10 protein-coding genes and 3 pseudogenes are annotated in these 14,315 nt (G+C 57.3%); 2 read left to right on the forward strand and 11 right to left on the reverse strand.

The genetic code is table 11. The features are described from left to right. Positions 1 to 269: 269 nt before the first annotated feature. The 9 genes and pseudogenes from P9230_RS27805 to P9230_RS27845 form a co-directional block, all read right to left on the reverse strand. Positions 270 to 1,676: an aminotransferase gene (locus tag P9230_RS27805; protein ID WP_063169303.1), complete on the reverse strand. Its 1,407-nt coding sequence runs from the start codon at positions 1,674 to 1,676 to the stop codon at positions 270 to 272. Positions 1,677 to 1,866: 190 nt separating this feature from the next. Further along, positions 1,867 to 2,287: pseudogene (locus P9230_RS27810) on the reverse strand (transposase); the annotation flags it as partial. 483 nt (positions 2,288 to 2,770) lie between these two features. Next, complete coding sequence (locus P9230_RS27815; RefSeq protein ID WP_063169304.1) at positions 2,771 to 3,277, reverse strand: TIR domain-containing protein; 507 nt, start codon at positions 3,275 to 3,277, stop codon at positions 2,771 to 2,773. A 9-nt stretch (positions 3,278 to 3,286) separates the two neighbouring features. Next, complete coding sequence (locus tag P9230_RS27820) at positions 3,287 to 4,147, reverse strand: DUF4231 domain-containing protein (protein WP_063169305.1); 861 nt, start codon at positions 4,145 to 4,147, stop codon at positions 3,287 to 3,289. A 1,402-nt stretch (positions 4,148 to 5,549) separates the two neighbouring features. Next, positions 5,550 to 6,047 (reverse strand): Lrp/AsnC family transcriptional regulator, encoded by a 498-nt coding sequence (locus P9230_RS27825; RefSeq protein WP_063169306.1) that lies wholly within the window; start codon positions 6,045 to 6,047, stop codon positions 5,550 to 5,552. Positions 6,048 to 6,540: 493 nt separating this feature from the next. Further along, positions 6,541 to 8,064, reverse strand: coding sequence for a fumarate hydratase (locus P9230_RS27830; RefSeq protein WP_063169307.1), 1,524 nt, complete (start codon positions 8,062 to 8,064; stop codon positions 6,541 to 6,543). A 27-nt stretch (positions 8,065 to 8,091) separates the two neighbouring features. Further along, a complete protein-coding gene (locus tag P9230_RS27835; RefSeq protein ID WP_063170369.1) occupies positions 8,092 to 9,525 on the reverse strand; it encodes an NAD-dependent succinate-semialdehyde dehydrogenase in 1,434 nt (477 codons plus the stop codon). Positions 9,526 to 9,718: 193 nt separating this feature from the next. After that, complete coding sequence (locus tag P9230_RS27840) at positions 9,719 to 10,645, reverse strand: LysR family transcriptional regulator (RefSeq protein ID WP_063169308.1); 927 nt, start codon at positions 10,643 to 10,645, stop codon at positions 9,719 to 9,721. Between the two features lie 167 nt (positions 10,646 to 10,812). Then, positions 10,813 to 11,214: a hypothetical protein gene (locus P9230_RS27845; RefSeq protein ID WP_063169309.1), complete on the reverse strand. Its 402-nt coding sequence runs from the start codon at positions 11,212 to 11,214 to the stop codon at positions 10,813 to 10,815. Positions 11,215 to 12,699: 1,485 nt separating this feature from the next. Here P9230_RS27845 and P9230_RS27850 point away from each other — a divergent pair. After that, positions 12,700 to 13,047, forward strand: a complete 348-nt coding sequence (locus tag P9230_RS27850; protein ID WP_063169310.1) for a transposase — start codon at positions 12,700 to 12,702, stop codon at positions 13,045 to 13,047. A gap of 48 nt (positions 13,048 to 13,095) precedes the next feature. Here the strand turns inward: P9230_RS27850 and P9230_RS27855 are convergent. Then, positions 13,096 to 13,232, reverse strand: a pseudogene (locus tag P9230_RS27855) (IS3 family transposase); the annotation flags it as partial. A gap of 528 nt (positions 13,233 to 13,760) precedes the next feature. Here P9230_RS27855 and P9230_RS27860 point away from each other — a divergent pair. Beyond that, complete coding sequence (locus P9230_RS27860; protein WP_063169311.1) at positions 13,761 to 14,135, forward strand: zinc ribbon domain-containing protein; 375 nt, start codon at positions 13,761 to 13,763, stop codon at positions 14,133 to 14,135. A 55-nt stretch (positions 14,136 to 14,190) separates the two neighbouring features. Here P9230_RS27860 and P9230_RS27865 read toward each other — a convergent pair. Beyond that, positions 14,191 to 14,315: pseudogene (locus P9230_RS27865) on the reverse strand (integrase core domain-containing protein); the annotation flags it as partial.

Here is a 14,315-nt window from a genome sequence, read left to right on the forward strand (position 1 = left end):
CGCACGGGCCATAATGATACTGATTACGTGGGTCAAAAAGGGCGCCCTGCCGGCGGGGAGGTACACCCGCAGGGCGCGCCGCACAGAGGTCCTGGTCGTTGGGCAACAGGACAGCGGCGGCAGAACTGATTCGGTTACAAATCGTGACTGAAATAGCCCGGAGCATGCTCAAGATCAGATATCTGGAATTCAACAGTTTTGGGTCTGCTCGGCGCAGTAGCGCGCAGGGACATGCCTGCCTCCGGACTCGCTCCTTCGCGATCGCAAAATCATACGGCACCCTCGGCCTTCAGCGCGCGATAGGTGGTATCGACCGACTTTACCGTCGCGTCGACAATGATGTCGATCTCTTTTCGGGTAATGATCAGGGGGGGGGCATAACCGAGGATGTCGCCATGCGGCATGGCCCGTCCGATGACACCATTCTCAAACAGAGCAGCTGCAGTGCGCACCCCGACCTGAAGGTCGGGTTCGAATGGTATCCTTTGTTTTGGGTCCCGCATCATCTCTACGGCCGACAGGATACCCACTCCGCGAACTTCACCAACGATGGGATGTCCCGCCAGCTCGGCCTTCATCCGGTCTTGCCAATACGGTCCAACATCGCGGACATGCTCCAGAATATTTTTTTCTTTAAGCAGTCGAATATTGGCGAGCGCGGCTGCGGCACAAAGCGTGTGCCCCGAATATGTCCAGCCGTGGCCGAGTGCGCCGTGCTTCTCAGTTCCTTGTTCCAAAACCGACCAGACACGGTCGCCAATGATTGACCCGGAGATGGGGAGGTAGGCGGAACTCAAACCCTTTGCGATGGTCACGAAATCCGGACGCATGTTATACAGGTGGGAACCGAACTTCTCGCCGGTTCGCGCGAAGCCACAGACCACTTCATCCGCGATTAGAAGGATATCGTATTTGTCGAGCACCGCTTGAATGGACGTCCAGTACCCTTTGGGGGGCGGCACAATACCTCCTGTCCCAAGTACCGGCTCTCCGATAAAAGCTGCAACCGTTTCCGGTCCTTCGGCCAGGATCAAGGCTTCAAGCTCATCGGCACAGCGCCGGGAGAACGCTTCCTCGCTCTCCTCGACACGCGCCTGGCGGTAATAGTGCGGCGTGGTTGTATGGCGCACCAAATCCAGAGGCAGGTCGAAGAAATTGTGAAAGAAGGGAAGGCCAGTTAGGCTACCCGTGACCAATCCAGACCCGTGATAGCCGCGATTTCGCGAGATGATCTTTTTCTTTTCGGGCCGGCCAAGAATGTTATTATAGTACCAGACCAGCTTGATGTTGGTTTCGTTGGCATCGGAACCGGAGAGGCCGAAATAGACCCTTCGCATGTTCTGACCGAAATACTCGACCACGGCCTCTGCCAACAGGGCGACCGGCTCCGTACCTTGGCTGGCATAGACGTGCGCGAACGGCAATTCGTGTGCTTGCCTGGCAATGGCCTCGGCGATCTCCGTGCATCCATATCCCATGTTGACGCAGTAGAGTCCTCCGAAACCGTCGAGGCTCCTTCGGCCTTCGGTGTCCCAGATATAGACGCCTTCCGCACCGGCCATAATCCTATTTGGCGTTTCGCCTCGGCTGTGCTTGGCCAGATGCGTAGAAGGATGGAAGACGAAGCTTCTATCCTTCTCCCGGAGTTGCTCGGTTCCCAGATTGCTCAAGCGCATGTCCCTCTCCTCGCGATAAATTGGCGGAGGGCACTCGGCCAGCCACCTGTTTAGCAAATAGCATACCGGAAACGTCCCTTGAGTTTCTCGGGAATGCAGGTTATTCGCCGTGAAATTCGCGGGATCGGCCCGAATTGCCGTGAAAACTAAGGCGTCACCTTCGCCTTAGCCGAGGGTCGGGGGCGCGTCCTGCAAACACGAACAGCTTACGACGCGCATGCGCCCAGCATAGTGCCCGATTAGCGGGCGATATTGACGGATGAATAGCGCTCGGGACGCTGTTCCCGCCGGCCGCGCGAGGCACGATAGAGCGCCGGCGGCCATGTTCCGCCGAACTGCCGGTCATCCCTTACATTCTGACGGTCCGGATCGGTCTTGCCCTTCCCAAGGGTGGTAATGAGGTGATCAGGGGCAAAGCACATTCGCCTCGATCAGCAGGCAGCGGGTTCCGTGCCGCGGCACAGGCTCCAACCTGGTTGGCCAGCGCTGAGAGGCTGAGGTCGTGCCCTCGCGCATATTGATAGCTTTGGCGGTGCGGCGGCTGGTGCTCGGCAGACTTCTCGAAGGAGCATAGCCAGAAGGTTCGGCCCGGCAAAGACGCGCGGCGAGAGCTCCTTGCCATTGACATCTTGATTCGCAGCCGACCAGCGCCGCCAAGTTCTATCGTCAGCGTGTTGCCTTTCTTGCGATCGCAAATTCGTGGTTGCTGCGCAGGGCGAGCCGAGCTGCGGCTCGCAGGAGGGGGCGAGCCGACAGAATTGCGCGGCCTGAAAAGCTGCCTCCATCAATGCTGGCCGCTCGTGCAGTCTCGAAACGCTGGATCAAGCCTCAAACATCGAACAGCCGCTCCTTTTCCTCGCGAAACCAGCGCCCTCGCGCGACATGATCTTGTCTGACGATCCGACGCTTCGAGCGGGGCTCCTCTAATAGGTTGCACATGACCTGCAGCTTTCAGCCAAACTCAGCAAATCGGACGTCGTGCTCTTCTTATCATCGCTCGGCAAGCTCGGAACACGCTGGCGGACGTTGCTAAGGCTAGTCGCCGCCAGCGGATGGCGAGGATGTTTGGGCGGCTAAGTGCTTTTAGGTGGCGATTATAAGCCGAGATCGCGATAGGTGCTTTCGCCATAGCTCCTGGCGCCATCGCCACGCTGAGCGTTTGAAAGCCGATGAAATTCGCTCGGCCAATTGGCTAGCGCGTGCTTGATGGCCTTCATCTTGAACGGCACGTGCACAACACATTTGTCCCTGATGATAGGCGGACAGCTCACATCTTGTTGCCGCGAGCCGTTAAGGTTTGCTGCGATTATCGGCAGACCTAGATCAAGAGCCAATTCCATTTCCCAGCGCACGAAGCGAAAAAGGTTTTTCGTCTTCTCACCGATCAGGACAAGTACCTGGCTCGATCCATTCATTCTGTTGCGAAGATTGCGTTTAACATAATCTTCGTCCTGTGCTCGGCTCGTCATATTGTCCAGATCGTGAGCGTTCGCGAATTCAAAACTCACATTCTCGCTGGCGTTCCACCCTTTCATAAAGCGGTATGCCCAAGCGTCTTCATCGCCGTCAAATATTACATAGGTCGGATCGCTGTATGCCATTGTTGTCTCTTAGTTGTTTTGACGAGCAACCCACTGGGTGTGCTCCCGTGAGAAAGCCAGTTCGGCTTCGTTCACCGCGGCGGAGAATGCCTCATCCGAGTTGGCGTCCGTAATAAGGTCGGCAGTCAAGCCGATCTCGTGAGCTGTCAACGTGTAAGCCGATGCCAATTCGTTAAATTTCTTGATCTGGGTCCACCCAATAAGGGAGGCGGCGATGACAATTAGCGGCTCGGTCGGCCAGCCTGGCATCGCGGGGTCAGCGATGCGTACTACGATGAACGAGAATCCCAGAGCGTATGCAAAAATACCAAGGCCCATCCAGACTTTCGCGGACCTCTTGTTCGAGCGCGCCTTCTTCTCGTACCACTTCCGTTGGTCGCAGATTCGTCTCTGCAGATATAGGTCTTTTCTTTCTTTTAGCGGGGAGTCCCTTATCGACATCATCTGGTCGGTTGTTTGGGGGGATGCTGAATCGGTGCCGCTCAACGCGCTACCAAGGTGACGATTGCTATCAAGGATACCTTCCATGAGCTTTCGAAAATCAGCTCTGGCGTCAGCGGCGCGCGCGTCATCGAACGGCTGTGCTCGCATCGCGAAGCGCCAAGTCAATGTCTTCACCGACTCTGCCAGAGCTCGAGCCTGATACCAGACCTGCTCGGGCTTTGTGACCGACCGGAAAATGAGGACTCCCATTGAGCAAAGAAATACCGCAGCATAGACACCGAAATAGGCTTTTGATGGCGACAAGTCCAAAGAGAGCACCGACGCTAAAAAAAGAAGAACGTACTCTGCCCGGATCAGGCGCAGAAACGTCGCCTGCTGCTCGTTGGATGCCACGTCGGCGCTATTATAGAGTCCAGGATATTTCATTTTTGAAGCACACCAGTCTATTTTGTGGCGGTAAATTCTTTAAGCCAGGATTTGGCAAACGTGAGGTTAGCAGTCGAGCTTACAGAGCCTATTCTTGAGCGAGGCGCGGTCCCTCTGTTCATAAACAGGAATGCAGGTCCTGTCCCATCAATGTAAGGGTATAGGCCCAAAAATTCTTGCCCGGAGAATGTTTCCGAAGAATTTTTTGCCACGGGCAGAACCGCTACCGCGGTCCGAAACCCATCGAAAAAGCCAAGCTCCCAAGGCATCCATCTGGATCCTGGAGAATTGTTTGAATGCACATAGATTAGCGTCTTTGACTGCCTCATACGGGTCCGCAGCAACTCGGCGGTGGCCGAGGAGACTTTTGTGCGGTCCAGTTGTGAATCTTCGACCCAATCTACGTAAGCAGTGAACCCAAGCTCCTCGAAAATTCGCTTCACACCGAGAACGATCTCTGCGTCCTTGAAAGAATGTGACAGAAAAACGTCGAATGACGATCTGGCTGTAGCTGCGGCCGTCTCTTCCTTTAGAACGATCGATGCGGCTCTATGTCCTCGACTGGCATTCGCAACTCTTTTCAGCTCTGCCTCGGTCAGTAGCACTATTCAAATCCCCCCATGATCTGTTCGCAATCTATGAACTTGACGCCCATTCGATTAAGCGACCCTTGTCTTGTGAAAACTGGCACCATGCTCTCCAGCCGGTAGCGCAACCTCCACCTTCTCAAAGACCACGTCGGGTGGCAGGAGTGACCGGCCTTGTCACCCACCTACGCGATCCCGGCACAGCCATGCTCCTCGCTTAGAAGGCTGCGGAGACCAGCAATGTCAAACAGGACAGACGATCTCCTAATCTCGAACAGCAACGAACTTAGGACGTAAAAACGCGATCTCCGAATGTCCGCAGGCGTCGAGGGCCGGGTTGGTCGCCAAGGCCGAGCGGGCCAGCTTGCACTCCCGCTACCCGTCGGCTTGCCAAACCCTCGCTGTAGATTTCGCCCCCTACACGGATGCGCTGACCGCGACTAAGCTCAATCGCCACTGATCGCCAATCCAGGGCGAAAGTTCCCCCCTTGAAGTAGCGGTAGAGGCATTTTTCGGCACTTCGCATCTTAGATATGGACGCCTCCTCAACCAGGCACGATCCGGTTTGGCTTCTCGCCGTAACCGTGCTGGGCAAGTGCGTCCGATGGCTGCTTCGATCCTCTCCTGGAATAGATCGGTTCCAGATTGCTCAAGCGCATCGTCCTTGCTCGCGATCAACTGGCGGATAGCGCTCGGCCACCTTTTTCCAGCAATTAGTATACCGCAAATGTCCCTTGAGTTTCGTCGGAATGGGTGCCTTTTGCCGACGAATCTACGGGATCCGTGCCAAACGCCGTTGAAACTTAGCTTTTGGGTTACCGTTGCCTCAGGGCGGACAAAGGTATCGGTGAATTGGACTTCACTGGTTTCGTGACGACAAGGCTATAGTATTGATCAATCCCCAAGCCTGCCTGCAGCAGTCCCTCCATGAAATCCTGATAGGCGGCCATAGAACGAGATGCGACCCGCATCAGATAATCCACGCGCCCCCCAATTGCCCAGCAGTCCAGGATTTCCGGAATGTCTTGGATAGCAGTTTCGAAGTGTCGTTGGTCCTCAAGACGATGACGATCCAGCACGACCTCCACCATCACAAAGATCATGCCGCCGATGAGGGCAGGACTCAGCCGCGCATAAAATCCCTCAATAATCCCCGCGGCCTTGAGTGCTCGGAGCCGCTCCGAACAGGCGGACGCCGAAAGATGAACTCGTTTTGCAAGCTCACTTTTTGAAATCCGACCGTCTGCCTGAATTTCGGAGAGGATCCGCAGGTCCCAACTGTCGAGTTGCACGGGATCGGGTTTCGACTTCATAACCTATGCTCTCAGCGATGACATCGCGTTGTGTGCCGATCAATTCTATCATCAATTGAAACGAGCGAATGTAGCAGTGGAAGGCATCCGTTCCAGGCCCGAGATGTGCCAGAATGGGGTACGAAAATCAGCTGAGGGTGAGCGATCCGCTGAGAAAAGCTGCAGAAGTAATTTGGCTATCGCCCCAACGCCCAACGGGGCAATGGTGCAGCTGGAGAGAATAGTCGGCGGCGGCGGAGACCATGATAAATAGATAACCGATTTTCTTGAATCTCGCTGCCGTACTTGATAGACGCGCGACTGCATTCGACCCTCGATCGCATGGACGGCATACTCAATGCAGTATTCACTCGCACATTCAACTATTAGGGTGAATTGAAGGCCTTGCTTGGCCGGCTCGCCGAGGCGCAGGGCACCGCAAATGCCGCTCGTCTTATGGCTTGCCCGATAATTTGGCGCTCGGGTCTGGCCGAAATCGCCCAACCGGAAAGACTCAAACACCGATGTTGCGTGCGATGCTGTCGGCTGCCATACGCTTACGCCACTCAAGAGGCCCGGAATTGTGAATGGAGTTTCCCTCAACATCGACAGCCATGACGACGGGCATGTCCTGCACATCGAATTCATAGATGGCTTCCATGCCCAGGTCTTCAAAGGCGACAATCCGCGCCGCCTTAATCGACTTTGAAATCAGGTACGCAGCGCCACCCACTGCAGCAAGGTATGGCGTTCTGTGTCTTACAATCGACGCGATGGCCGCCGGTCCCCTCTCCGCTTTGCCCACCATCGCGAAAAGGCCGGTTTCGGCGAGCACCTTGTCCGTAAAATCGTCCAAGCGGCTGGAGGTTGTTGGACCGGCGGGTCCAACGACTTCATTCCTCACTGCCCGGACGGGACCGACGTAGTAGATCACGCGGCCCCTCAGATCGACTGGGAGCGGCTTGCCGGCATCAATCAGTTCGACCATTCGTTTGTGGGCAGCGTCACGGCCCGTCAGCATCTTTCCAGAAAGCAGGAGCGTTTCACCGCAGCGCCACGATGCCGTCTCTTCCTTCGTAAGCGTATCTAAATTGACCCGCCGGACGCCGGCTGGGTTCAATTCGTCGGCTCCGATGTCGGGCCATTCGCGCAAATCGGGCGGCTGGAGGCTGATGGGTCCAGAGCCGTCCAAAGTAAACTTCAGGTGCCGGTTGGCGGCGCATTGCGGGATGAGCGCCACAGGCTTGGACGCTGCATGAGTAGGATAGGTCGCAACCTTGACGTCAACGACTGTCGTCAGACCACCAAGGCCTTGGGCGCCGATACCAAGCGCGTTGATCCGCTCATAAAGCTCAATCCGCAGCCCCTCTTCTGCGCTTGACGCCCCCCTTGCGATCAGTTCCGCCATATCTATGGGCTCGTTCATGGCCTCCTTGGCCAGCAGCATCGCCTTTTCAGCGCTACCACCGATGCCGACAGAGATCAGTCCAGGTGGACACCACCCGCTGCCAAGGGTCGAAACGGTATTGACCACCCAGTCGGAAACGGAGGCGGTGGGATTGAGGGTGGTAAAACGTGCCTTGTTCTCCGACCCGCCGCCTTTCGCGGCGATGGTGATCTCAATCTGGTTACCTTGCACCAGGTCGACATGGACAACTGCCGGTGTGTTGTCGCGGGTGTTGACCCGTCTAGCGAGGGGATCCGCAACGATCGATGCCCGAAGGGGATTGTCCGGATCGAGATAGGCTTGACGTACGCCCTCATTCACAAGATCCGCGAAACTGGCTGTTGACTTAATGCGGGCATCCATGCCGACCTTTGCGAAGACAACCACAAGTCCGGTGTCCTGACAAATCGGGCGCCGCCCAAAGGCCGCCATGCGGGAGTTCAGCAGAATCTGACCTATGGCATTCTTCGCCGACGGGCTCTGTTCTCGCGTGTATGCGTGAGAAAGAGACCGGATATAATCTGGAGGATGATAGTACGAGATGTACTGAAGGGCGTCGGCGACGCTCCTTGTGATGTCGCTACCGGCCATGGTCCGTGTTCTGTTTCCCACCGGATTTTATCCAAATGAACCGAGGCCATTGACCATTTTCAGAATCTGGAAGCTTCGCACCCCCTGCTCGCCGCCTTCATATCCATAGCCGCTTTGTTTGACTCCTCCATAAGGGGCATCAGCGGAAACCCCTTTCAGGTAATTCACACTAACAGCGCCCGCAGAAAGACCGCCCACAAGCCTCTGTTGCGTATCGGCCGCGCCAGTAAACAAGTAGGCGGCCAGACCGTACTCCGTGGCGTTGGCTTCATCGATCGCCTCTTCGATCGTATCGAAAGGAGCCACGGTGAGAATTGGTCCGAACGGCTCTTCATGAAGCACTCTCGCTTCCTTCGGTACGCCAGTCAGGATGGTTGGCGGCCAGTAAAACCCCGGTCGGTCAAGGGGGATGCCACCGGTCTCGATTTGGGCGCCGCCCTCTACCGCATCTTTGGTCAGGCGTTGCATGGCCTCGATTCGCCGCGCGTTTGCCATGGGACCCATCTGCGTTGCAGGGTCATCCGGTGGACCGATCCTGATTTTTCGGACCGCCTCCGTCATCCGGAACAGGAATTCCTCATAGCGGGATCGGGCGACAAGAATCCTGCTGGGCGCATTACAACTCTGGCCCGCGCACTCGAATTTGTATTCCGAAATAGCCGGTATCGCCGTTGCCAGGTCGGCATCTTCGCACACAATAACCGGGGAATGTCCACCGAGCTCAAGGATGCAGCGCTGCAGATTATTCGCGGCCAGTGTGGCCAGCTGTTTCCCAACAGCGGTCGACCCCGTGAACGTCAAGACTTTGACAATTGGCGAACTGAGCAGATGCCGTGATATATGCACAGGAACACCGAACACCAGGTTGACCACGCCTTCCGGTATCCCTGCTTGACGCAAAGATTCCACGACATGGACAGCCACGCTTGGCGTCTCTTCGGCCCCTTTGAGGATCACCGGGCAGCCTGCCGCCAGCGCGGGGGCGAGCTTGCGGGCGATGAGAACGGCTGGATAGTTCCACGGCGTAAAGGCAGCGACGACACCGAGGGCCTCCGGGACGATCATCCTGTTCGGACCCAACGGAATCGGGGTCGACAACTCATCGGCATGCCGGCCATTCCATTCCAGCGTTTCGACTGCGCGCGCGTACTCTCCTGTTGCTTCGGCAATCGTCTTTCCCTGTTCGGACGACAGGTCCCTGGCTGCGGCGCCAGCTTTCTCAGCCAGATTGCTGGCGGCAGAGACGAGGATCTCGCCACGCTCTTTGGCGGGGCGTGAGGACCACGCCTTGCGGCTGCGTTCTGCCGAAGCAAGAGCTTCATCCAAGTCTGGAACCGTAGCCGAGGCCACTGAGGCAAATACCTTCTCCGTCGCCGGGTTGATCACCGGCAAAGTGGCTCGGCTACCACCGGCTCGCCATTTGCCATTAATGAAGAGCTCGTAGCTCCTGGCGTGGGACATCGCGGGCTCCACTTGTGATTCTGGCCATGCGAGCGCCGTTTCAATTTTCGAAGCCGCTGAGCTCGCTTGAGCCAGTTTCATCGCGATGGTCGCAGCGGGTCAAATATCGATTAGTGCCTAAATCCATCTGGAATCCAGATCGATCTGTTCCGACAGGAAGGAAGTCATGCCGTTGTTTACAGATCGATGGTTCTCAGGTCGCGTCAGGAGCCGATGCTACCCAGCCCCGGCTCTCAATCAATTCTCTGGCGACCTTCGGAATGAGCTTGCGGACCGCAGAAACGGCCGCAGAACGCTCATCTTTGGGATTTACAGCAAGCACCACGGAGCGGGTAATTACCGGATCGACTATCTTGACCGTCCGGACCAGCCCTTGAGAGGCTTCTTTCTGAACGGCAGACGGGGCGAGAATAGAATGCGCTTTTCCCTCTACGACCATGTTGATGATCGTTGAGAGCGAGTCCACTTCAAACTTGACGTCCATCGCGCAACCGTGTTGTGCGACGACATCAGCCACCGAACGCCTGACATTGTTGTTGCGCATGGGAACCGCCAGGGGGAATGCATGCAGGTCGGCCAGAGATATCGCATCTTCAAACGGTGGCTCGCCGGACGGAACCACCAGACAAAGGTCTTCGCGCGCTAGCACAGTCATTCGCCCCACACTGTCCGCAGTGCGGTACAGAACCGCCAGATTGAAGCGTCCAGCCGCCATCCATTCCTCTAGCGGTCCCGTCATACCCTCGACCATCTTGAGGGACACCTTGGGCAGTTCGTGTCTTACCGTCTCAAGCAGCGGACCGCTCAGGACGCGAGCAGCTCCAGACGGAATGCCAATAGTCACCTCCCCGGCGGGGGAAGCGGCTGTGTTGGTCAATTCCACCTCGGTAATTCGAATTTCTTTGAGAATCGCCCGCGCCCGCTCCAGGAGTTTGGCTCCTGACGCCGTCACGCTCACGCCGGTCCTGTCGCGTATCAGCAGCTGAGTGCCGAAGCCTTCCTCCAATTGGCGCACATGCAGACTCAGCGCACTCTGGGCGACATTCAGAAAGCCAGCGGCCTTCGTGAAACTGCCTGCTTCGACCACGCCAACAAAGTATCTTAACTGCCTGATTTCCACGGGTACTCTTCCGAGGGCGGACTGCAATGATGTAATCTATCTCGAAATGTGATGGCGCGACAGCAATAATTGCAGAGCGACATGACGCCTAACTGTCGTGTCATCTCAGTGTGGTTTGACCAAAACCGTAACCTATGTGTCCAGAATGGACCCAACCCGCCGAGGCTTCAACCGGCCAACTCGGCGCCCTGATCCATGGAGATGATTTCTCGGACCCTTCGAATAACCGGTAGATCGACCATCTTCCCGTCCAATGTGAACGCGCCTTTGCCTTGCGCCGTCGCATCTTTTTCGCCGCGAGGACACGACGGGTCCCTCGAGTTCTTGTGCGCTTGGTGAAAAGCCCCATCGATGTTTAAATGGATCGCCTGCGGCCCCACGAAGTTATCATTGTCTAAGAATCGCCGATGCTTCCTATCGAGCCGAGACTGCCGCATGGGGAACAGAACGGAAAGGTTCGGCGTCAAAAGCAGGTCGAGTTCTGGGGCACCGCCAACAGCTGCACTGAAGTCTTCAGTACCAAGCGCCATTGCAACCAGCGGCGCTAACAAGATGGGAAAGGAGGTCATTGCTATTGCCGCTGGCGGACTTCGGCCGGCCACCCCATTTCCTCTTCCGAGAGGTGAATTGTCCAACCAACCCTGCTGACTAATGACGAGCATGATCGTATCGTCAACGTGTCACAGAATTGCTTGCAAGCTCACGGCCTCAGCTGGGCCAACGAACATTGAACTCCGTGGACGAAGCCTGGACCCGTCGTCATCCAAGTCAATCCGCGCCTCGATGAGGGGACAGATCCTCAATTGGTTCAGCTGGCTTGCAGTATTGCACCTAGCAGTCACGGCGAGGACTGGGATTTGCGAAGAAGGCATTCTCGCAGTGCGGCCGTACGGTACCTCATTCCTGGCACACTGGATTAGATCGCTGGCGACATTAAGATCAGGTGTGACCGAGGTGAAATTTTATGTCGAAAACCTGAAGGCAGGGCGTCAGGCAGGGCGATTACAGAGATCCTATCGGACATGTCATCGCAGTTTCATCCACCATTGCTCGACCGAGGCGACACTCATCGTCCCATCAACCTAATCCATTGGTCGATCACGCCGTTCACGACCCTTGGCGAAGAAGGAATCAGCAGCCCCTAGGCTCAATTGGAAAGCGGGGCGGGGTCCATACGTATCTTCGTTTCCGGGCACCTCATGCTAATGAAGCCGCGACAACAGGTTGGTTATGCACCCAGGTGCTGGCCAATCCGGCTTGACTGGAAAGTTTCATACCCAGGCCTGGCACAGGCGAGCGTGATGCCGCTCTCGCTATGTTGGACCGCAGACGCCGCGACGGCGCATCGACTGGCGCTGGCGAAGCCTAGGACGCGCCAGTCAAGGACCTGCAAAGAGCAAGATCACGCCGCGCGTTGCCTTCAACGCCCATTTGAGCAGAAAGCAACAAGCCTCGCGTATAGCGATCGATGACCGCACGAAGCGCCATCCGGGCTATGATCTCAGTCAGCACTGCCCTAAGGGGTCAGAGGAGGGTTCGGTCAGTCAAGACCTCAGACGGCATGGCCAAGGTCAAGCTGCGAGGATGTGCCACCGCGGGCGCGGCATAACTTGGCGGGCTACAATTTGGTTCGCTTGCCCAGGCTGCTGGCAGCGCCGGTAGTCGGCCGCGCCGGACTGGCACCTACGTCTGGTCCATGAACGGTTGCTTTAGCAAAACCGAAGTCCTCGCCAAAACTCTTCGCCGACGTGCGACGACCGCGCCGGTGCTCGTTCCGGGGTCGGCAAGACGAAGACAGGCCTACTCTGGATTTATGCCCGCGATGACTGATTAGGGAGGGAGCGGACCGCCGGGCGTCTTATGTCTATGCGCCGGACCGAAAAGGCCCAGCGTGCGATCGCTCATCTCGCAGGCTCTCTACCGGAACTTGCAGGTCGACGGCTATAGCGGGCCATCGCTTGCTGGCCGACGAAAAGCGGCTTCACGCTCGCCTTCTGCCATGCCGCGCCCGATCGAGGCGCTAAGAAGGATCCGCGAACTCTAAAAGATCGAGGATGACATCCGTAGCCGAGGCCAACGAGGCCTTGCTGCACGCAGGCAAAAAGTGCTCAACCATCACGGCACTGGACCCAGGGCGGCTAGAGAAGCTCGGCCAAATCAGTCAGAAGACCAAGCTCACAGCGGCGATCCCCTACACGCTCTCGCGCTGGGAAGCGCCTCTCGCGCATCCTGGACGAGGCCATATCAAGATCGACAGCAACGTGGTCGAACGCTCAATCATACGCAACTCTTTTTGCAGCTCCGGCGGTGGCGCTGAGCACTGGTCAGTCATCGTGTCGCTGGGTGATCGCCGGGATTGGCCGGATAGCCTGAAGCTAAGGCCGTCGAGCCAGACCCTCTGACCTGCCACTGAACTTTCAACCAGTGGCGATTAGCCTCGGCCGTTTCTGTTATGGCGCGGTTTGAGCAACGGGCGGAGGCGCGAAGCCTTCATTGAGTGCAGCGTCGGAGCCGGTTGCGGCGAGGGTTCCGGCGAAGACCGCCGGGGTCAAATAGCGAGCGAGGAATGCGGCCTCACGGTGTTGAACAACACCAGGAAAGAACACCCACAGGACCGAGGAACGCAAGTTTCTTTATCCGTGGCATCCTTGGGCCGGGCGTTGTGTTCACGTTCATGAGGTGATCGAGAACGCCGACCGGGAGGTTTTCCGCTGCAGTCTCTCCCGCCACGCCTCCGATCGGTGGCTGGAAGTTCCGGCCTGGATGTTTGATCGCGGTCTGCACCGCGTGGCGCATTGCCCTGCCCCACATATCGATCCCAGAACGCTTGGCGTCTTGGTGACACTGCTGCAGGACCCGACGGCCAATTCCCACACCCCATCGCAATTGGAGGATTCGGGCGCAGCATCGGGTCCTCACGAAGCGAACCGGGGAGAGGTCCATACCGCGCCAGCCTACGACATATCAGTTCGATCTTCTCCAACCCGCACGACGCGCAGACCGCGCAGATGCCGCCATTCGCTCGCGCAGCCGCCGTAAGGCGCGAGATGCTGGCGCTGATTCCGGGTGCACACGAAGGCTACGTCGGCTGGGAAAGGCGGAAGCGATCCGCAAGATGGTGAGCGACCACGTGCCCACGAGCCGGCATCACGGGGCGCCCAAGCATGGCGACGCTCTGCTCGCCGACCTTGTCCGCTGCCGGCGCTGCGGCCGCGAGCTGACGGTCCGCTACACGGGAACCAAGCACAACATTCCGCGCTATTCCTGCTGGCGTGGTCTGCTTGACAATGGCGAGCCGCGTTGCATCGCCTTCGGTGGACTCGCGTCGATCGAAGGCGTTCATCCTCTGCCGGACGGTCCATGGGTCTTCAGCCGATCAACGCTTGACGAACCGGCGGCTCAGCGCATCGTTCATCGCGCGCGGCAAAACCCAAAATACCCCATGGGATCGCATCCAGATCAGCAAAACCTATTCACTCAAATGACATAGACAGATGAGTGTTATGAACAGGATTTAGGTCCTGCCTCCATTCGGCAGTGGCACTGCGGGCGTGGTCGAGGCCGAAGAACAGGCCATCGTTCAACAGCTCGTCTCGCATTCGGCCGTTGAGGGAATCGCGTAGCCATTTTGCATCGGCTTGCCCGGCGCGGTGTAGTGCCATTCGCTCCT

This window comes from Mesorhizobium sp. WSM4887 (genome assembly GCF_029625865.1).
Taxonomy (GTDB): Bacteria; Pseudomonadota; Alphaproteobacteria; order Rhizobiales; family Rhizobiaceae; genus Mesorhizobium.